The organism is Lysobacter sp. ESA13C (assembly GCF_019970005.1).
GTDB classification, from domain to species: domain Bacteria; phylum Pseudomonadota; class Gammaproteobacteria; order Xanthomonadales; family Xanthomonadaceae; genus Lysobacter; species Lysobacter antibioticus_B.
Genome location: NZ_JAHXYK010000006.1, coordinates 191303 through 212581, shown reverse-complemented (window position 1 = coordinate 212581; position 21279 = coordinate 191303). Strand labels below are relative to the sequence as shown.

Here is a 21279-nt window from a genome sequence, read left to right as displayed (position 1 = left end):
CTTTACAGCAGGGCATCTGGTACCTGCTGCTCAGTAGTGCGAATGATCGTATTAGGCGCGGCCGCCAGAGGCAGATACTTTCCAGAATGCTTCCAGGCCAGCCAAGCACCTGGCGCGTTCTCTGAAGACGGTTCACCGCCAGCGAGATCTGCAATCCACGCTCGTTTTACGACTGGGACATTAAGGATCGTGAATGTCGCGCGGTAATTCTGGAAGCGCTGTCCTGCAGACGACTTCCATACAGCCGTCAAATCTTCCGTCGCAGATAGCGCAGGGTATCCAGGAACTGCCAGTCCCTTGAACTGCACTGAACGCGCGCCAGTGGAAGTTGGATATTTCTTGAACACAAAAAACGGAGCAATCGCAGACCTGGCCCCGTCGTCAGCATGAAGATTGGCAAATGCGTGGCGTAGCACCTTATTTCCACCTGCACGGGTCTCGTGCAGTTCGTGTCCGGGCTCGCGGTTATCGCCGTAGTAATCGAACTTCCCCGTACTGAGGTCCAGAGTGTCTGGCCAGTCTGGATCCTCTCCCGTTGTAAACAAGACTACCCAGCTTCTAGAGCTGCCGCGGCCTGCGACACGAAAGCCCCCCATGTTTCCAGATCCAGGTAGCAACTTTGAAATCGGCTCCCCCGACAGCCGACCACCAAGGTCGCTCTCATAAACGGCATCAACAGTTAGGTCTGCTAGTGGAAGTTGATTGAAAGGCACAACTCTTGGCATCGCATTTGTCCTTTCAATGCTCAGGGGACTTAAGAACGCCTGGCACGTTTGCCACGTCACCGGTCTCTAAAAATATGTTCAACGACCAGGCTCGACGATCCAATCGATCCCTAGGCAGCTCATGAAAAGAGCGCGGGTGGTAACGCGCGCCATCGAATCCGCGAGTCAAACCGGAAGATTCAAGCCCAAAAAAAAAGGCACGTTCCCCAGGACTGATCACGCCATGTCGAGCATCGATACAGCTGATTCGAACCCGTCGATCTGCGAAATCCCTCAAGACAACCGTCCCACTCTCCGAGGACTCGATAACAGTGCCCCATGTGTCGCTCGGAAGCCTGTCGATGTCTGAGGGTTGCCGCTTCCACCAGTGAGGAGCGATCTCTCGGTAGGAGGAACAGACATGGCGCACCGGGCACCCCCAACAACTTTGACCAGCCCGGGCGACGGACGCCGCCGAGACTTGGCCGGCCCGCGGCATGCTGCCGGTTATTCGCTCAAGCCTAGCTCTTGCTTCACTCCTCGAATTATTGTCGAACGGGATCTCTCGTTCCGTCCCATCGTCGACAACCAGGCGAACCTCGAAACCCGGCCTTTGCTCAAGCACGAGAAGACCATACGCTTGTAGCTGCAGGACGATATCTTCCTTAATTGTGCCGTCTTCTGTAAGCGTAACTCCTGACTTGAAGTCGCGCACTTCGATTTGTCTATGCCCAACCAGCCGCACTCGATCTGCGCTACCACGAAGACGCAAAGATTGACTTTCGAGAGTGACTTCAGCCCCAGTGACAGACGGCATACCCCCTTTTGTCAACCCGACATTGCCAACGTTCGACGTAGGGCGAACAGAACGAGCTCGAGCAAGAACCCACGCCCGCTTCCTGATCCACTCGGCTAGTGGCTTCGTGGACGACAGATCCGCGAAGTGGGCTTTCCGCGGATCACGCCTCAACGCGGTAACGGCCTTCGCCAACTCATCCTCAAAAATATCTTCCTCACTAGACTCAGTCTCCCGCCCAGCACGCTCAAGAACACGATGGAGCAAAATTCCGATTGCAGCATCTGGTCCGACACTCAGCCGCTCCATATGCTCGCTGGTACGCGACGACATGACGATGAGCTTTAGTGCGCAACCCTGAGCCGATCCAATAGCAGAGGGAGAAAAAACGTCTGGCACCGTCACGTTGACTAGAGGAGGTGGAAGTAGATTCAAGGTCACCTCAGCTCTAGCAGAGCGCTCCGAATGGTCCATGGCCGTCGCGCCAAACTGAAGGAATCCGCGATTACATGCGGTTCACCATCAAGCGAATCTACAGCCTCCAAAAGTAAACCTGCCGGCTGCGTAGGATCCCAAAGCGGGTGAGATATCAGGCACCAACTTGGCACACCATCGAACTTCACCCCCCAAACCTGACCGAACTGCTTTGCTTGCATCCTTGGAAACTGGCGGCGCAGGCGCATCACATCTTGCTCGACCAGAGTCGGCCAGGTGCGGAGCGCGGCGCTAGCGAAGTCACCATCTAGTCCACACTTATAGGTGCCGACTTCCAATGCATGTAGAAACGACATGCCGAGCCGCCAATCCAACAGCCCATGATAAGGCTGGTTGCGATACCGCAACAGGCATCGATAACAAGCCTGCTCGCATGATTTCTCGTGATCGTCGCGGAGAAAGTCTATGAGTGGGTACTGGTCACCATCGTTCAAAACCGACGCAAGCAGTGAGCCAATGAGTGATTTCCCCGTTTCCTGATCGCGACGTTCAAGCGCCACACAAAATCCAGCGCCATTGACCAGATGGTCAGCGATCTGCAAAACCGGAACGGCTGCACCTCCCGCGATCCGCATCAGCCTTGGTTCGATAACATCGAATTCTTCTGGATCGACGTCCAGTGCCAGAGCAGCTCGATTTACCAATATGAAAGTCGCCGAAAGTGCCGACGCTCGAACCGCGGTTCTACCGAGTGCGTCTAACACCTCCAGGCCGTGACGACCGTCCAACGTACGCGGTCCTACGACCCGCTCGATGCTCAGGCCTGGCGGGACGACTGAGGGCGCGAAATAGAGCGAATCCGTTGTCTTAGGCGCAGCTAGCCACACTCCATTGATGGCCTGAGCGTTCGCGCCACCGTACGGCGAAAAATCATTTGGCGCCTCTGTCGTACCAATGAATTCGTCCGCAATCATTTGATTGTTGAGAAATGCTTCTCTCGGCCGACGCCGCAGAACTTGCTCGCCAAGCGAGGCGGAGTACCCGAGCCATTTGCCCGGGGTGTTCGTATCCAATGCCCCTCGATTTAGCCGATACGTTCGTACTGGGGAGCCAATCTTTAGGCTCAAATTGGACCCAGAACTTTCGCCAAAATTGAGATTGATGGTCTCTGACTGGATAGAGCGATGTCGACCGCTTGGCCCATCACTGTTCGCATCGGTGGAAGGCCGGAAGTTCGTGCGAAAACCAAGCGGCTCCCTACACTCGTTTGAACGCTCGGGTGAAAGTGGCTCGCCGCAAGAGTCGCAGTCGCCAATGTCGTCGACTGGCTTTGTGTCATGCCGAAACCAAGAACCACAGCTCACGCACTCAAGCATCCAGAATGGATCACCGAAGGCCGGTGACATGGGATCCACATGAATTCCTGGCGGCTTTTTGAAGAGAAAACTACGCAGTGGACCTGTGAACCCGACGCACAAGTGCTCGTGCTTGTCCTTGACAAGAACCGATCCTGGGGCGAACTCATACACCGCGAGATCCAAGTCTCTATCGATCGCCGTCCACTCAGTCTGGCGCGAAGCCCTGGCATCACGAGTGTTTACGTAAAGATTTCGAACGCGAGTTGGCATCCCGTACATTGGAAGATTGCCCTGCTCCGCAAGAGAATGCGCCAGCCCATCTCGTCTCGACTCCTTCCGCAATTCAAGTTGAGCAATTTCCTCAAGCAAGCATTTTGAATCCGCCCAAACATCAGCGGCACGTAGTACAGAGCCCTCACACATTAGGTCGACAAAAGCCCGCGCATCTTGCTCGGTACTGTCTAGGGCAACCTGCAAGGATTCGGACCAGCCATCTGCAAAATAGACATCCGTGGGCATGAACTCGCCATGGATATCTGGCGGACTCATTTGATCCGCCGGCCAAGGCGAGCTAGCGGCTCGCATAGTAGCAAATGCCGAGTTCAGCCACCACTTGCGCAGAAACCGGCGGGCAATTGTTGGCAGGTCCTTGGTAAGAAATGGCGGTGGCGGCACATCGCCTGTGATCTTTTCTGGCTCTCGAAAGTAGTAGAGGTCGTGGCTCTTCGTCCGACAAACCGTCAAGACAAAGGAAAACGCCTGACGTCTACGTCCGGCACGACCGACACGCTGTTGATAATTGAATCTTTGCGGCGGCATGTTCGCCTGAAGCACAGCCTGGAGGGGGCCGATATCAATGCCCACTTCCATAGTCGTCGTAACGGTTAAGATGTCGATCTCCTCCTTCTGCGGGAGGAAATGAGGGTCGTGCGCAACAAGAATTTCGTTGCCGTCTTCGTCCAGGATCTTCTTTCGACTTGCGTCAAGTAGCGGTTGAAACCTGGGGAACAGGATTCCGCGGAACTTTCGCTGACGATCAGGGCCGTCTTCGGTTTGCCCAGTTAGCTCTTCACAATGCAACCGGAAAGCACCTGACCCCGCTCGGACAAGTCGTTTAGAAAGGAAATTCCCTGACCAGAGCTCTCTAACGAGCCCGCTGGATTCGGTTGGCAATGGTGCGAAGCATCGCGTGCAAATCTCTGCGCCTCTGTGCAGGTGAACGCGTCCGCACTTGACGCAACGCCAGAACCTGTCCTCTCCGGAGGTCAGCTTGACCCTAAGGGCAGCCGTGGCTAGCAGCCCGCCTCGGTGACCGGCATCCCCCAAATGCTTGAGAACACCCGCCAGCTTCTTACGCGCATCGCCCCCCCACAGGGCTGTCGCAAACCGCATTACCTTGTTGGTTGGAAATATTGCGTTCTCATCCTGCCACGGGTCAGGCGGACGGTCATACGGGCTGTCTAAAAGACGATATGCATCTCCAAATACTCGGATAAAAGCGTTGATCTGTTCGAACTCACCCGCGACATTTCCGTGCGGCGCCTTTGAGACACAGAGATATCCTAGCCCTGCCTCTTCCAAGGAAAAATATGTGCGATTGAGGACAACCTCCGTGACTAGCTTTTGCATCTGTGATACGAGACGTTTTCTCGCATCGTCTAAGTGCTTTTGATCTCGCGCATCATCACGCCAGTCATAGGCATCGCCTCTCATCTCAAACAATTCATTCCAGGAGAACCATCTTGTTTCTCCATCAACGTCAGCCTTGAATCTCTGCGTTCCCGCGGGATGGACCGGATGTATGCCAAGCCGGACGAATTCCCGGATCAGCGGCCGGAGTGACGAGCGGTTTTCTAGCGGACCGGAGAACTCCCCAGATTTCATGGGGTTCTCGAGGATTTCACTAACGAGAACAGTCCCCTCCTCGGCATCCGTCTTCAGGGAGCGGACTCGTTGGATATCGCTTGAGATTCTGGCAATTTCATCGTCGCGATTTTGATCAACAGCTTCGACCATTTGTCGTCGCAGATCTGTCAGCTGATCATCGTATTGGCTAGTTGAACCCAGAGTCTCCGCAAAAATTCGAAGGGCATTCACCAAGACATCGCGGCGGACGTCGTCATGGTGACGACTCTCCACATCCAGGGCCGCTTTCGCAGCGTCTTGACGACTATCCGAGAACGAGACAAGTTTTGGCGAGTCCGCATGCAGCTTTAGCAAGTGAAAAAGATCGCTTGCTAGTAGCTGAGTTGTTTTGGCAAAGCCAGCTCGAAAGTGACGAACCGGCGAGAGACGAGCGCTGCCGTCACCTCGTCTAGGTGAATAGTCCGTTTCGCATGCGGGGCATGCGTACGGAACATTGGTGCCTGCGATTTGATTTGTCCGCCTGTGTCGATCCTGGCTATTGTTTCTTTGAAAGAGCCAGCCTCGCACGTGGTCATCTGGCGGAGTGCGCCCCGGGCCGATCACTTTAACGACGCCGGTAATAGGATCGAGGCTTGCTGCTGCCCAATCCTCGGGGCTGTTCCCTCGGGTAGCTGCGACGGAGGGTTTGGCCCGATCCGTCGGCCAGAAAACGCAGTATTTCTCGAAAGAAAGATCTTCAAATCTTTGGCCCGTAGCAGCATCGGGAAGACCATCCAGATCTGCTTCGGTCGGTAACAGCTCAGACTCACTGTTGCTACGTTTCCGCCGCATGCCGCCGACGTAGAGCTCTCCGCAGCACTCGCAGTAAAGCAGTTCAAGTAGGCGGTACGGTGGCTTCGCTACCCCTGCCGAAGCGCTATCAACTCCGGTGCTAGCTGCCCGCTCAATGGACAATTGGCCGATTTTCCTTGCTTCGCTTTGAAACGCTGCCTCGGAGCTAATGCCACCGTCAAGCGGCGCGTACATGCCCTCAATGCTGCGAAAGAAGGTATGAAGCCGAAAGGATGGCGAAGCAATTGGCGGGGAATTCTTGAACCATCGAGGAAATGCATCACCTAACCCGCGCGCCAGCAGAAGGCCGCGAATCGCATCGATATTCGGCCTTTCAGTGGCGAACAAGTCCAACGCCAACTTATCGATAGCAACGGCTCGCGGGCGGCCGTCCGCCGGGGACCAGCAAGCCGCGGCGAGCCTGCGACCAGATTCTTCGATCGACTCACGGATAACGAGATCTATCTCGCCGTCGTCCGCTAATCCCAGTTCTGCCGCGACAGCTCTCCATGCACCCTCAATGATCGGAGGGTCACCGACGAATGTCGAACAGGCAGGCTCCGCTGCCCTCCCACCATATGCCTGAAGAAAATCAACGAAGGGCTGGATTGCCAGGGGCGCGCGACTCTTTGGATGTTCTGGCTCTGGCGCACCTTGCACGATGGCTGCCTTCCAGCCCTCCTGATCTGTAGCACGCGTTTCAGAGTTTTCCCACGTACCAAAGTCTCCGAACATGTCCCAAAGATACTGCTGGCTTCGCGCCCCCTCCTCGCCCTCCACAGGTAGCGAAGCACTTGAGGCCAAGATTCGTAGTTTGTGGCGATGCTTTGGTTCACTCAGGCCGAGCCGGTGCAGCAAGAGTCTGACAAGGTAGGCGACCTCTGTTCCCGCGGCACCGCGTTGTAGGTGAAGCTCGTCCAAGACGAGGTAAAAATACGCATCATCGTTTGATGTCAACCATTGCCTTGTTTTCTCAAACAATGGTTCGTCAACCTCTCGATTCAGCATTGCGCCGAGCATGCTGACGTTCGAAATCAATATGTCCGGCGGATAAGCCTGCATGTCCCATCTTGATAGCAGCTCCGCACCATCAGCTGCAGGGAACAGAAACCTGCTGTCCCTCGATCCGTCATCGGTGAAGTCCTCGCGAGCTTTACGTTGCGTTCGCTCGAACTCGACCATCGACTCGAATAGCTTTTCCAGCTGCCCACCACGGCGCTCGCTATCGGCTGCTGGCGCGTTGCGGGGATGGACATTGAAGCCCGTTACTGGCGTCTCACTGGTATATCTGCCGAAGAAGATCCTGTTTCCGGAGAGTTCCTCCTCTAAGACGGCTCTGGCTTCGTCGGAATCCAAAGCCTTCCTTAGCCTTGATAGCTGGTCCTCAACCAATGCGTTCATCGGATAGAGCACTAGACAGCGTATGGCAGCATCCCGGCGCTCACCATCGCGATGCGGCACGAATGGATTAGCATTAGGGTTGCGTTTCAGCGGACGGTCTTGCGAGGGAATGGCCGTGTAGGACTCGAAGGGCTTCCCATTGCTGTCGTGCCACCATCTTCTCTTCAGATAGGAATCGCTTGGCGCATTCCATTCCTTTGCTTCGCGAACGATTTCTGCAAGCACAGGAAGGAGGAAAGACTCAGTCTTGCCAGAGCCTGTACCGGAGGTGACGACACCGGGTTGACCGCGGTGAGTACCTCGCTGAAGCATCGTCGCCTGATGCTCATACAGGTGAACCTCGTCGCTATCGAATAAACCAGCTGCAGCGAGCCGGCAGAATGTCTGACGTACTTCTTTCGGAAAGTGAGATAACGGACCTTCACTTAACGCAGGTAGATCGCGCAGCTCCCATGGCACTGATTTGTACCTAGGCATCGGTTCCAATAATGGATTTGTGCAAAGCGTACCCGGACTTTCAAGGAGTGCGCGGCGTTCCCGGCTCACACCATCGTCGCGAATGCGAAACGCCGTTTCCAGGTACGTGATGTAGAACTCACGAACTCGAAGAAAGCCACCGATCGGATCAAACATGAATCACCCTGTGGCCCGTAATGAACGTTGCAGTGGATACGGTTGATAGGTCAAAAGCATTGAACAACGTCTCAGCCACAAATTGATGCAGGAGCGGAGATCCAATTGGATAGCGGTAGCTACCGCCAGAACAGGGTCCAGACCTGCCCATACCCATGACGCCAATTGCTCGAGCCAACCGAAGGGGCATAAAGGCGTGATTCGCCTCGAAAGAATGACCTGCGGAATCTCGAAGCACGGAATCGCCGGTCATCACAGCAGCCCAAGACCTTGCGACGTTTAGACTGTATGACCAGGCGGTCGCTCCATTGCTTGATGCCACCCAGAAATCTGGTTTGTCTTTGTCTTTCCGAACGAAGTGTCGAAATTCAATGTCGGCAACTTCGCCTCGGGTCAATGACCATCGAGGCCACCGCGTATTGGCTTCGTAGTGTTCTGGAGGCAAGGAAGCCACAGAATGCTGATGAATCTTCTGGCCGAAAACACCTTCCAGATCGAGCCAACGGACCGCAAACCCAAGGGTGTTCCCGAGAGCCTCTAAGTCCTCGACGCTATGTAGTCGCAGTGCGACCGTGCTCGGTACAAATTCCGAAACAGAGCGGCGTTCTTCTACGAGGGCTCCTCGTTTCGCCGCGGCTCTGCGCACCTCGTCTTGGGTAGCAGGCAGCACCAGGCCGGCCAGACTAGCTCCTGTAAATTCGCCCACCTTGAATCCGACGAACACCGGGCGCCTCGCAAAGACAGCCTGGTGCCTCCATCTCGCGGAAGATGCGACATCAATCAGCCCTGCTTCTTCCCAAGCGCGCGTGAGTAGTTCCATTCTGGACTGGTCGACCTGCAATACCCGCAGCGCAAGTTCCGTCCATTCTCGCCAGGGCACTCCACTGCGTGACGACGCTCGGCCGGCCAAAACTTTCACGAGCCGATTGGCTCGGTCTGATGGGACCGGAAGAATCAGCGGGCTCATCTCGGGGACGACCTGCTCAAGGTCTACTTTCGGTAGGTCTTGGCTGATCGCTCTTCCCTTAATGCTGCGCCGCGCGCGGTCAAACCCTGGATCCAAGCGGGAAGGCGCACTCTTGAAGAGCATTGTCCGCCAGCGACTTCGCGTGTTGGCGTCAGAGACCTGTGTTTTCGGATGAATTTCCGATGTGTAGCCAGTTCCTCGCGCTCCAATGAACTGGTTACCGAAATGGATTACGCGCCAAGTAGCCAGATCTGGATTCACACAAAACGTACCGACATCTGCGCCCAGATAAGCTACTCGCTCTGCTAATACAACTTGGTCTTTTGCGCAGAAGTCGTCGGCGTATGGGTACGAGCTTGACAAGGTTGTCGTCGCCCCAGCGCCCTCAACGATCCACGCATCTGGCTCAACTGGGCCCTTAAACGCTTCGCTCCCGGGCGCTGAAACGAGCTGAATGGAGCGTCGTGCTTCCGCATGACCATCCCGCAAGGCGACGAGCGTGATTTCTCCGCTCATATCACGACTCGGCAATTTCCAACTTGACTCATCAACTTTCTCGAGCGTCTCGCGGCCTTTTTCTCCGTCCATGAGCATGTCTGACACACCAATTGCGACAACCCTTGGGAGGACTTCGCGCACCCCAAGCCAGCCGTCGTCTGCGCGAACGCCACCCGCAAGGCGAATGGACACCGGCGCCAATGACTCTTGAAGTATCCACGCTCGCTCAAGAGACGTTCCGCTCAGTTCTGCGAACGAAAGGATTGGTATCGATGAACACCTGACTTGTACCCACCCCTCGTAGTGGGACTTGCTAACGCGCCCATTGGGGCATACGAGGCGACCAAAGTCGCTGAGCAAGTCCTGCCGAACTAGAACTAATGTGGCCTCGCCGAGCTGCTCTCTGGCTGCCAACTCCCAGAATCCGTGGGCCTCTTCGACAAAAGGGAGAAGCCCCTGATCGACCTGGCTTGACACTTTTGGCAGTCTTGTCGTTCCACTCAAGATAGATGTCGCCGTTTTTGACAGCCCCTCTTCATCTACGCTGTCTCTTGCGCTTGGTACCAGGCCGAATGCCCAAGAGCCGTAAGCGAACGGCAAATCCAAGAAGTTGACCGTATCGATCGCCCCGCGGGCATCCGCATCCGCCACGGCAAAAATCGAGAGAGTGTCATCTTGCTCGTCAGCCAGGAGCGAGATTCGAACAGCGGTAGTCAAATCATCAGAATGGCCGCGCCCCCGGAGCGCGGCTTCGCGAACGGCAGTCCAGAACCGATGATCAAACAACGACTGCGTGTGCACACCACTTTTTTGAAATTGCAACCTGAACTCATCGAACGCGGCTTGGAATGCTGGCCGAAACTTGGCTCGATCCAACGCAACGGCGGAGAGAACTCGACCAACTGGGGGTTCGACGCCAGCCAACCCGGCCCGATCCAAAAGATCTGACAACTGCTTTTGATCTCGTCTATCTGGAAATGCGAGTTTTACGGTGTGTCCAATACGCGTGAAAGAACCCGGATTTGGCAACAGAAGCCGACGATATCTATCCTCATTTCCCTCCAACCACCGGGCTAGATTCGCCCATAGACGAGGAAGATCCTGAAGTGAGTTCCCAGGAAGTTGGTTTTCGGTCAACTCCCGCAGTCGGGCGATGAAGGAATCTTCGTTACCGAGGTCATCGGATGACTCCGACGCAGCAACGCAGGTGAAGAGCAAATGAGCTACAAACCGTGGCGTTGAGCCCCTGGGTGGCGGATTTGGCCACCCTTGGTAGTTCGAGGCGTTCTCTAGAAGGCTCTTCGGGGTCCGAATGCCGTTTCGGACTGCATTGATGAACGCATCGCGCGCTCCTTCAGGATCGGCGCCCGAATCACCGGTGACGCGAGCGAGCGTTTCCGACGTAACCAGCAGCGTTGTCACGGGAGCCTGCTGATCCTCGCGACGCTCGAAGAAGTATGACAGTAGCCTTTCGTTCCATGCCTGAAGCCCCCATCCCTGCCAATCGCTCATTCACTCCCCCCCGGGCGAATTTCAACTCAGCTAATTTTTCTGCCTACAGCAGCATCGTCTCGTCTTTCCTTAGCGGCACAGACTATACGAGCTACGACAGTTGCCACATCCATCGGTGACTCGTGCCCCCAGAAGCGCAGCACCGACCAACCCGCTTCACGAAGCCTCATATCCGTGTCCCGGTCACGGAGGCGATTCGCTTCAATCTTCTCTCGCCAAAAATCAGAATTTTGACTCGGCCAGGTGGCGTGTTCAGGGCATCCGTGCCAGAAACAGCCGTCTACAAAAACCGCTATCTTGAATCTTGTGAACGCAATATCCGCAATGCGGCGCGGCCTGCGTAACACTTGGTAGCTAACTCTATAGCGAAGCCCTCTCCGAAATAGCTCCCTTCGCAAGGCCAGCTCAATGTCGGTGTCCTTCTGCCGAACCCTCGCCATGCGGCGACTGGTTTGCGTGGTCGGAGGGAGAGAGCCCATTGGCATGACCCGTCGCTCAGCCCACGATCGATGCCAAATGTGAGTGGATGCTTCTTGCAATCGCCCGACCGAGGTTCACCGGAACCGCATTGCCAATCAGCCGCCCCAGAACCTTGAATTGCACCTCGCCATCCTTTGGCACGAAAGCATATTCGCGCGGAAAGCTTTGCAGGATTGCCGCCTCCCTCAACGAGATTGCGCGGTCTTGCTCCGGGTGTCCAAAGCGGCCACTGCCGAATCCGTAGCATTGGGTCGTCATGGTAGGCGCAGGCTTGTCCCACTCCATACGCCCATAAACCCCGGAGTAGGTGCGGCCTGTCGCTGCCTTATGACAATCAGCTACGAGATGCCGCGGCCAGTCTCGCCAGGTTCCTCCCGGTCTGGACGCCCTTATGCGGCGAAGGTTCTTTTCCGAAAGCGCCGAGGAGGCATGCAGCCTATCGTTCGTAGCAGTCTCGCCGGCGGCCAACGCACGCAATCGACCAATTGCCTGCCGGACGGTCTTTGGTTTGAACTTTTCTGGCTGAACTAGCTCGATAGGACCATGCTTCGATGCAAGTAAGACCATTCGTCGCCGCGTTTGTGGGACATCAAACCGAGCACTGTCGATTACACCAAACCAGACGTTGTAACCCAGGCGCTCAAGTGCGTCGACAAAGTCTGTGAAGACGCCATGCTTCGCAACAGTCGGGACGTTCTCCATCGTGATGACGTCAGGGCTGACCCCTTCTGCCAATCGAGCAAATTCGTACAAGAGCCCCCACTTCCCATCGTTGCCGTCTTGCTCATAGCGTTGCGCGTACGTGGAAAAAGGTTGACATGGCGCGCATCCCGCCAGGATCTTCAGTTCTACATCACCGAAAAGACGATTCAACTCGTCCGCGGTTACCGTACTAATGTCGCGCTCAAGAAACCGTGCTTTATTGTTGGTCTCATACGCGTAACGACATGCGGGATCGAAGTCGATTCCCGCAATAACCGGAATTCCCTCTTGTTCCAGACCGTGAGTTAGCCCCCCGGCTCCGCAAAACAGGTCGACGGCCGCAATTCTCATTCGCTTCCTACTGCCCACGCCTACGCCCCCTTTCCCGCTTGAGTCGGATTGTGCCATGTGCAGCCGAGCTCAGCTATCCAGCCGGATAGCCATAGGTCACAGGGATTTTTTAGCCACCATGGGTTGAAAGGCAAACCGCTTGATCCTCGGGGCTTTCGTCGCTCTTTTCGAGCCGCCGGATGTGCGATCAATGGTTTGAGCCACGTCGACCAGGGTGCGCTCGAGCGCCAACCTAACCGTCAAGAATGACCATCACGACGCGGGGACTATTGGAGGCACTTTTGCACGCCGAAATTGCGCGAAGGCGCTGTCGGGAGTTGTGCTTGATGATTGGACCGGGCTCCGGCCACGGCTTGAGGGAGTGAACCCAAGTTCTGCGGCGACCTTAATGATTATCTGGGCCTGCTTGTTTGCTATGGCCAAGTGCATATTTTGGATTTTCTGCTTCCTCGTCGATGAAAGCGCACCAGAGCCTTGCTGTACAGACGCCTCGATGGATTGACGATACAGGTCCTCGGCTACGACGAAGATCGTGAGCAAGGATCGGTCTATAAGTTTCAGTGAACCCGGTTGGGCATAGAGGACCGCGTAGGTCCATCCATCCCGTTGGGCGTCAGAGAGCCATATTGGTGCTGCGTGGAGATCGCCTGGCGTTAATAGGTCGGCTCGATTGATGCGCCTCTTGCCGGGGTTGCCGTCAAGAAGCTTGAGGTGCGTTGGCTGGGGTTTCCTGCCTCTCATGTCCTGTCCAGCAGTTGGTTTTAGCGTTCGTCGTCGTGCCCCCCCTTCTCAATTTCGCGGGTGCGCAATTAGCTGTAGGGGCACGTGTCATAGGTCAGAGAGGCTGAACTTTTACCCACCCCCTGCCCGCTTGTCTTGAACCATGCCCTTGGTAGAACTAAAGAGGTGTGCTGATTTCGGAGCAATCCAGCCTGGAAACGAGCCTGACTACTCCTGTTATCGGATCAATCAACTTCTTGCGACCACGGTATCTGGTCGGGTTGCTCCGATTTTGGGAGCAGTTGATTCCGGAATTCGGAACAAGGTTTGCGCCAGAGATGAGAGGCGACCTGCTGCGCCGCAACCTCAAGTTGCACGGCCTGGCATCGGTCGATCGGCTCCCACGTGATGGCATAAAGAGAGCAACGGTTTTTACCGCCATGCCGTGTGCATGCAAGAAAACCCGATGACAGCAGTTCGTGCTTGGCCCGGTGCGCCGTTCCCTGGCTGACCCACCCTCTTTGTGAAAGCCGGCTCCAGGCAAGGTTGAGATTGCCGTTGTTGCTGCCCTTGAATTCCGTGGCAGCATCGAGGAGCAGCTTGATCGCATTTCCAGAAAGGCGGGAAAACTCCGCAGAGTCGAGCAGGAAATGCGGCAGCCGGAGGATGCTGTGACCCTTTCCTCGACCGGTGAGTTTCGCCCGTTTACGCTCCGGGATGCGGTTACCACGCTCATTCATGGCCATCTTGCCGAAGCAATTCGCCGAGGTGCATGACATGCCTTGCTGCGCCCTGCAGTCGAATCGCCAACATCTCGCACGCAGCCGCATCGGGCCCGTTGTAGAGGGTCACAAAGGCACCGGCGAGCCCATCGCCCATGTCGGGAAGTTGCACCCTCAGGTGCTCAGCTGCGGTATTAAGGCTCATCCCTGCGCCCTCCGCTCGCCACAACGTGCGCGATACATAACCGGCCTGCCAGCGTTGCTCTGGGCTTCCAAGTAGTCGACCCAACGTTGCACTGCAGACGGCTTGGCGAATCTGCGGCGACCTACCAGAAACGTGTCGAGATGACCGGCCTTGATCGCGTCATGGATCACAGGAAGGCATTCCCCTGGTCCAACCGGGCACCCATGCCCGCACCGGCTTGCCCCAGTGGATCAGCGAGGCGGTTGCCACCTTCGGTTTGCTGCTGACCATTCTGTTGGGCATTCGCCACCGCCCCACGGCGGTTCCAGCCCTGGTGGCGAGCTATATCTTCGCTGCGTACTGGTTCACCGCCAGCACCTCGTTCGCCAATCCTGCGGTGACGCTGGCGCGCTCGCTGACCGAGACCTTCGCCGGTATCCGTCCCGAGGATGTGCTGGGGTTTGTACTGGCGCAGCTGCTTGGCATGCTCGCCGGCCGCACCGTGGCCGGCTGGCTCAACCCGGGCGACGCCGGTCTATCGGTTCAGGGAAAGTCCGGCGAAGGGGCTGCGGATATTCTGCCTCGATAACGATGCGCCGTCGGCGCGGGGCCCGCCCCGGTTCGATCGGGCGGCCTGCAAGGTCAGCGGACAACACCTGGATGGGCGATTCAGCCTGTCCTGTCCACACGCAGCCGCCCTGCTTCGCAGCGGCAGCGAGTTCAAGGCATCGAGCTCAGGGCAGCTTTCTGGAGACCAGGTTGGCCACCACGGCGAACAGGAATCCGACGAGGAACGCGAACGCGCTGATCGTGATCAAGCCGACGGCGACGCTTTGCGGCGTGACAGGAGGTGCGGTGCGGGCGAGCGTCGTCACATCCAGGCCATGCCACCAGCTCTGGAAGACGGCCAGCGTCTGCTCGGGCGCAATGGCTACCGATACGGCGCATAGGATGCTCATCACTGCCGCGGTGATGGCGAAGGTCAGGCCCAGGCCCAGGGGATTGATCGGTTTCATGGCTGCCTCCACAGGCCATCGCCCTGTTTGAAGCATGCGGCGAGCGCGAACGCGCATATTGATCTCGATCAATACCGCGCGCACGGGCCGGACGACGATACAGCCCATCCGCATGCGTAATGGCGTCGTCATGGCTACTCCCTCTGCGCCCATCGGAAAACGGATCTGGCGCGCCGCCGCGTTCACGATCGCGGTCATGGCGGTCTATTACCTGTTGACGCGTCATGCCGCCCACGCTTTCGGCGTTCTGCCCTATCTGTTGATCCTGGCATGCCCGCTCATGCACCTGTTCGGGCATCGCCGGCACGGCAAGCCCGAACATCGCGATAGCGGAAACCACAAGCAATGATCGCCAAGGACGGCTCCCGCCCGGCAACGCCCCCGCCTGCCGCGACGGGTACGACGGTGTACACCTGCCCCATGCATCCCCAGATTCGCCAGGCCCAGCCGGGCCAATGCCCGATCTGCGGAATGACGCTGGAGCCGGTCGTGCCCACCCTCGACAGCGAAGAAGACCCGGAACTGAGCGACTTCCGCCGGCGTTTCCGCTGGACCCTGCCTCTCACCCTGGCGGTGCTCGGCCTGGCGATGTTCGCCGACCGGCTCGCCGGCCTCGCCCCGTCCATCCGCTCGGGGCTGGAGCTGGCGCTGGCCACCCCGGTCATCGTCTGGGGAGGATGGCCGTTCTTCGTCCGCGCGGTGCGATCGGTGCGGCATCTTCGTCCGAACATGTGGACGCTGATCGGCATGGGGGTGGCCGTGGCCTACGCCTACAGCGTCGCCGCGACCTTGGTGCCGCAGCGGTTTCCGGCTTCTCTCATGCACGACGGCCGGCCGGGCCTGTATTTCGAAGCCGCCGCCGTGATCGTTTCCCTGACCCTGTTGGGGCAAGTGCTGGAACTCAAGGCCCGCTCGCAAACCTCGATGGCGCTCCGGCAGTTGCTGGGGCTCGCGCCGAAAACGGCGCGCCGCCTCGGCCACGACGGCAGCGAGCAAGACGTGCCGCTCGCCGATGTGCATGTGGGGGACCGCCTTCGCGTGCGTCCCGGCGAAAAGGTGCCCGTCGACGGGACCGTCCTGGAGGGCGAAAGCGCCGTCGACGAGTCCATGCTGACCGGGGAGCCCATGCCGGTGGGCAAACGCGTGGACGACAAGGTCACCGGCGCGACGCTCAACACTTCCGGTGCCTTCGTCATGCGCGCCGAACGGGTGGGCAGCGAGACGATGCTCGCCCAGATCGTGCAGCTCGTGGCCCAGGCGCAACGCTCGCGCGCGCCCATGCAGCGCATGGCCGATGCGGTGTCGGGTTGGTTCGTTCTGGCGGTCATCGCAGTCGCGGTCGCGACCTTCTTCTTGTGGGGGCTGTTCGGTCCCGAACCGCGCTGGACTTTCGCCCTGCTCAATGCCCTGGCGGTATTGATCATCGCCTGCCCTTGCGCGCTGGGGCTGGCCACGCCCATGTCGATCATGGTGGCGACCGGTCGCGGCGCGAAATCGGGGATTCTGTTCCGAGATGCGGCCGCCATCGAATCGATGTGTCGGGTGGACACCCTGGTGGTCGACAAGACCGGCACTCTCACCGAGGGTCGCCCGAGGTTCGAGCGGGTCATCGCCGCCGGAAGCCACCAGGCCGACGCCGTGCTCGGCCAGGCCGCCAGCCTGGACCAGGTCTCCGAGCATCCGCTGGCCCGCGCCATCGTGGACGAAGCGCGGCGGCGCGAAATCGCATTGCACGAACCGGAAGCGTTCGATTCGATACGCGGCTCCGGCGTTCGCGGCAGCGTGCAAGGCCGGCGCGTGCTGCTCGGCAATACTTCGCTTATGGATGACGCGGGCATCGACTGGGCGTCGTTGGAAGCGCAAGCCTCGCCGCTGCGCGAGAAAGGCGCGAGCGTGGTGCTGGTAGCCATCGACGATCGCCTCGCCGGGGCGGTGGCGGTATCGGACCCGGTCAAGCCGACCACGCCCGCGGCGATGGCGACGCTGCGCGCGGCCGGCGTCGAAGTGATTATGGCCACCGGCGACGGTTGGGCGACCGCGCACGCGGTCGCCGGCCCGCTCGGCATCAGCAGAGTCGTCGGCGAAGCCACGCCCGCGGGCAAGGTGGAATTGATCGAAGCGCTCAAGCGCGAAGGCCGCGTGGTCGCGATGGCCGGCGACGGCATCAACGACGCACCGGCGCTGGCGCGAGCCGATGTCGGCATCGCCATGGGGACAGGCACCGATGTGGCGATGAACAGCGGCCACATAACGCTGGTGAAGGGCGACCTGCGCGCCATCGCGCACGCACGCGAGCTGTCGGCGCAAACGGTGCGCAACATGCGGCAGAACCTGGGCTTCGCCTTCGTCTATAACGCACTCGGCATCCCGATCGCCGCCGGACTGCTCTACCCGTTCACCGGGATGCTGCTGTCGCCCCTGATCGCGGCGCTCGCGATGAGCCTCAGTTCGGTCTCGGTGATCGGCAACGCGCTGAGGCTGCGCTACCGTCCTTAGCCGGGGTGCTTCCCGGCAATCGCCCGGGTGATCGACCGGAACGACGGACGAACGAGTGCTGGATTTTCGCCGGTTCTCGACGCCCGTCTTTATCGCCTCCCGGGTTTCGCGCCCTGCGCGGTTGCGGGGTCGAAAACCGTACGGAAACCCAAGCTTCGACCTGGATCTCCAGCGGCCGCATGAGCCGCAAAGCCGCGCTAGCTCAAAGTCAGCGGGCAGAACCGGTGCGTCGCGCCGTCGCCATGACGATGCCCTTGCAACGGCGCCAGCCCGGCACCGGACAGCCCCACCATCAGCCCCAGATTGCCGCCGTCGTGGTTCCAGCCGGCGCAGTAGACGTTTTCGGCTGCCGCCGGCCCGGGCGGCGGCTCGAAAGCGAACCCGCGCCTGTCCGCGACCTTGGCCAAAGCCAGCCGAACCCCCGCGGTGCCATGGCACAACGAATCGTCCTGCAACCGTCCGAACCACTCGACGCTGCGCGCGAACGCGGTGCGCACATGCTCGCGCTGCCAGGCTTCAAGGTCACCCCAAACTTCAGCCCGCGCCAACAAAAACCCAGCGGCGCCATTGCACCAACCGAGCGAGTACTGCGGTTCGTCCATGCGGGTGTCCGGCCATAGGCCGATCTCAGAATTGAATAGCCGATCTTCGCGTCGCAATGCGTGCAAGGCGAGTTCGTGCAGGTTCGGGTCGCCGAGTGCGCGCGCGAGCTGGATCAGGGCGAAGGCGATGCCGCTGCCGCCATGAGCGAAGCCGGTGACGCAGCGGTCGACACCGTGCAGCCACCATTCGGGGCCGTCTTCGGTGTCGCGGGCGGCTTCGGTCAGGCGGTCGGCGAGTCTCCGGGCGACACCTAACAGGCGGGGGTCCGGGTGTTGGCGACGCAACGCGAGGGCCACCAGGGCGATGCCGGCGGCGCCGTCGATGAGGTCGTGGCGGGCGGGCTCCCATTGCGGTTCGCGGGCGAGGAAGGTTTCGAGCGCGAGCGAGGACAGTTCGTGGTCGCCGCGTTCGCCGGCGGCTTCACTCAGGCTGAGGATCAAGCCTTCCATGCCGGAGTAGGCGCCGCTGCCGAGCATGGGGCTGCGTTCGACCAGGATGCGGCGGCCGGTGGCGATGAGCCGTTCGGTCAGGGCTTGGTCGTCGGTGCTGGCGCCGTGCGCGCAGCGGCGCGATAGGAACAGCAGCAGGCCGGCGAGGCCGGTGTAGAGGTCGGGACCCATCGGCATGATCGCGAACTCGCCGCCGGGCGTGCCGACCGGCGGGCTATAGGTCCACAGCACGCTGCCGTCGCCCTCCCCTGGCACTGCACGCTCGGCGAGTACGGTGGCCACGGCGTCGGCGATGTCGGTTTGTTGCAGGCCGGGAGCGTCTTCGCAACCGAGCGCGGTGGCGACATAGCTCAGTTGTCGCGCTATCCAGCGCTCGTCGGCGAAACGCGTGAGGCGTTCGCGCACTTGCTCCAGCGCCGAGCGCTCGAAGAAGCCTTCGACGTTGCCGCAGGGGCTGAGCAGGTCACGGCTATCGAGCTGGGCTTCGAAGTACGGGATGTCGAACTGCAGCATCTGTTCGCGTTCACTGGCGTAGAGATGGCGCAGGAACGGCTTGCTGGCTTCCTCGCGGCGCAGCTTGAGCAACAAGGCGTCGGTCTTGGCCGGGTCGGCCAGCGCCGGATGGGTGGTCTCGGCCAGGAACAGGCCGTACAGATAGGTGTGGCGCAGGATCTGCCGCGAACGCAGTGCGGCGTTGTCGCGCAGCAGGGCTTCGATGTCGTCCGCATGTTCGACCATGGCCGCGGCGGCGCGGCGATAGCCGTCGCTGAAGCCGTGGAAATGCGCGGCGAATGCGGCCGGCTCGCCGTCGACCCGCGGCACTGGGCTGTCGATCCGGATCGCTTCCTGCACCCGCGACAGGCGCATGGTCGCGGTCTTGGCGTCCACCGCGACCTCGCGCGACACCGGCGCGGCGACCTTGTCGCCTTGCGCAGCGCCGGAGAACACGCCTTCGCGGGTGCGGCGCAATGACACCACGCCGACCGACAGCACCGACTCGCCGAGGCGCCGGTCGAGCTCGCGCTCGGCATCGAGCAGGGGCACGCCCGACGGTGGCTGCCGGTCGATGCGCGCGGTGTTGGTGAACAAGGCTTCGACGTCGACGAAGAACGGCTGCCCCTGCGCGTCGGTGACGATGTTCTCGAAGTGCAGGTCCGAGCCGCACAGCGCATGCGCAACCGCGGTGCAGACGCCGAGCGAACGGTAGAAGCGTTCGGCCGCCGCCCTGCCCTGGGCGCCGCCGCCACGCACGCCGAGTTGCCAGCCGTAATGGCCTCGGTCGATCGAGGCCAACACCGCCATGTCTTCGTCGACCAGGCGCTGCAAGCGTGCGAACAGCAGGTCCAGGCCTAACCCGCGCGGTTTGTAGTACAGGTCGATGCGCTCAAAGCGATAACGGACCGTGGCACGCGCGCTGCGATGCGGATCGCCCTGGCCGAACTCGACCCGCAAGGGCGCGTCGCCGGAGTGCAAGCCGAAGGCCGCCAAGGCGGGAAGATCGTCGGTCAAATGAGCCAGGTGCTCGCCGAAGAAGTCGATGAAGCCGGCGCAGAACCACTGCGCACGCTGGTACAGAAACCCGTAGCGTTCGCGCAGTTCGCGCGCCGCGTCGCCGCCGGCGATGGCCTGCACGAAGGCGACGAACACCGGGTCGCCGACCGCGGTCGGCGCCACCGCTGCGCCGTCGTGCTTCGGCGCGGCCGCGGCGTAGCGGTTGAGTTCGAACACGAACACCTTCTGGAACATCCAGCAAAGCCGTTGCATCAGATAGTCGCTGGCGCCGTCGGCGATCGGCGTGTGGAACGCCGCCGGCAAACCGCTTGCGGCGACGCAGGCGGCGACCTCGCCGCGCAAGGCCTCGGCTTCCGCGCGGCAGATCGCGGCGATGTAGTAACGATCGAAATCCAGGCTGCTCATGTCATCGGGCTTCCGTGGCGGCGGCGTTCATCGCCGCCTCGTAGTGGGCGAAGGTCCAGGGTTCGCTCAGGGCGACGCGGTCGATGACCACGGTCGGCACCGAGGAAATGCCGTGGACGATGGCGCGATAGCGTTGCTGCTCGACCCGGCGGGCGATGTCGGGGCGTTGCATGCAGGCGTTGAGTTCGGCGGCATCGAGGCCTTCCGTTGGCGCAAGGCGCTGGGCCAGTTCCATGCCGGCGATGCCGGTGAGGTCTTGTCCGTAGACGCGGTCGTACAAGGCCCTCGTGTCGCTGCCGGGGCGTTGTTGCAAACAGGTCACCGCATGCGCGAGTTCGGTCGAGCCTTCGCGGATCGGAAACGCCAGCACCCGGATCTTGGCGCCGCCGTTGTCGACGAAGCGCGCCATCAGCCGCGGCAGCATCTCGGCATGGAAGCGCTTGCACGCCGGGCAGCCGTAATCGGTGACCAGGACGATCTCGTGCGGCGCATCGCCGCGACCGAGCATCGGCAAGTCGTCGACCTGCATCCCCTGCAAGGGCTCGGAACGGCCCGCGGCCATCAGCACGAAGCCCAGTGATACCGCGAGCACCGCCACCAGGGCCGATGCCCCTATCCAGACCCACGGTCCTTTCACG

Annotated in this window: 13 protein-coding genes; 3 read left to right on the top strand and 10 right to left on the bottom strand. The window is 59.9% G+C overall.

The genetic code is table 11. The annotated features are described in order from the left end of the window. Positions 1–2 precede the first annotated feature (2 nt). The 7 genes from LC490_RS14345 to LC490_RS14305 all read right to left on the bottom strand — a co-directional run bounded on the left by LC490_RS14345 (position 3) and on the right by LC490_RS14305 (position 14181). Positions 3–725: a hypothetical protein gene (locus LC490_RS14345; protein ID WP_223620596.1), complete on the bottom strand. Its 723-nt coding sequence runs from the start codon at positions 723–725 to the stop codon at positions 3–5. 1212 nt (positions 726–1937) lie between these two features. Further along, positions 1938–8024 (bottom strand): DEAD/DEAH box helicase, encoded by a 6087-nt coding sequence (locus LC490_RS14335; RefSeq protein WP_223620594.1) that lies wholly within the window; start codon positions 8022–8024, stop codon positions 1938–1940. Continuing rightward, positions 8017–11001 (bottom strand): hypothetical protein, encoded by a 2985-nt coding sequence (locus LC490_RS14330; RefSeq protein ID WP_223620593.1) that lies wholly within the window; start codon positions 10999–11001, stop codon positions 8017–8019. Before LC490_RS14330 ends, LC490_RS14335 begins: the two co-directional genes overlap by 8 nt. A 26-nt stretch (positions 11002–11027) precedes the next feature. Next, positions 11028–11480: a very short patch repair endonuclease gene (locus LC490_RS14325; RefSeq protein WP_255610914.1), complete on the bottom strand. Its 453-nt coding sequence runs from the start codon at positions 11478–11480 to the stop codon at positions 11028–11030. 16 nt (positions 11481–11496) lie between these two features. After that, the gene (locus LC490_RS14320) at positions 11497–12534 is read right to left on the bottom strand and encodes a DNA cytosine methyltransferase (protein WP_223620591.1); all 1038 of its coding nucleotides are present in this window, start codon (positions 12532–12534) and stop codon (positions 11497–11499) included. A gap of 965 nt (positions 12535–13499) precedes the next feature. After that, positions 13500–13994, bottom strand: a complete 495-nt coding sequence (locus LC490_RS14310; RefSeq protein ID WP_223620589.1) for a hypothetical protein — start codon at positions 13992–13994, stop codon at positions 13500–13502. Continuing rightward, a complete protein-coding gene (locus LC490_RS14305) occupies positions 13987–14181 on the bottom strand; it encodes a hypothetical protein (RefSeq protein WP_223620588.1) in 195 nt (64 codons plus the stop codon). Before LC490_RS14305 ends, LC490_RS14310 begins: the two co-directional genes overlap by 8 nt. 217 nt (positions 14182–14398) lie before the next feature. On the opposite strand from LC490_RS14305, the gene LC490_RS14300 reads away from it, so the two are divergent. Next, the gene (locus LC490_RS14300) at positions 14399–14749 is read left to right on the top strand and encodes a hypothetical protein (protein WP_305067583.1); all 351 of its coding nucleotides are present in this window, start codon (positions 14399–14401) and stop codon (positions 14747–14749) included. A gap of 145 nt (positions 14750–14894) precedes the next feature. On the opposite strand, the gene LC490_RS14295 is transcribed toward LC490_RS14300, so the two are convergent. Next, complete coding sequence (locus LC490_RS14295) at positions 14895–15176, bottom strand: DUF5676 family membrane protein (RefSeq protein WP_223620587.1); 282 nt, start codon at positions 15174–15176, stop codon at positions 14895–14897. Positions 15177–15306: 130 nt separating this feature from the next. Here LC490_RS14295 and LC490_RS14290 point away from each other — a divergent pair, with 130 nt between their 5' ends. Further along, positions 15307–15525 carry a DUF2933 domain-containing protein gene (locus tag LC490_RS14290; protein WP_343223018.1) on the top strand — a complete coding sequence of 73 codons (219 nt, stop codon included), beginning with the start codon at positions 15307–15309 and terminating at the stop codon, positions 15523–15525. Then, entirely contained in the window at positions 15522–17672 is a 2151-nt protein-coding gene (locus LC490_RS14285; protein ID WP_255610913.1) for a copper-translocating P-type ATPase, read from the top strand. Before LC490_RS14290 ends, LC490_RS14285 begins: the two co-directional genes overlap by 4 nt. Positions 17673–17869: 197 nt before the next feature. Here LC490_RS14285 and LC490_RS14280 read toward each other — a convergent pair whose 3' ends face one another. Together LC490_RS14280 and LC490_RS14275 are read right to left on the bottom strand one after the other, a co-directional pair. Continuing rightward, complete coding sequence (locus LC490_RS14280) at positions 17870–20641, bottom strand: type 2 lanthipeptide synthetase LanM family protein (protein ID WP_223620585.1); 2772 nt, start codon at positions 20639–20641, stop codon at positions 17870–17872. Position 20642: 1 nt separating this feature from the next. Then, complete coding sequence (locus tag LC490_RS14275; RefSeq protein ID WP_223620584.1) at positions 20643–21278, bottom strand: thioredoxin domain-containing protein; 636 nt, start codon at positions 21276–21278, stop codon at positions 20643–20645. Position 21279: the final 1 nt, after the last annotated feature.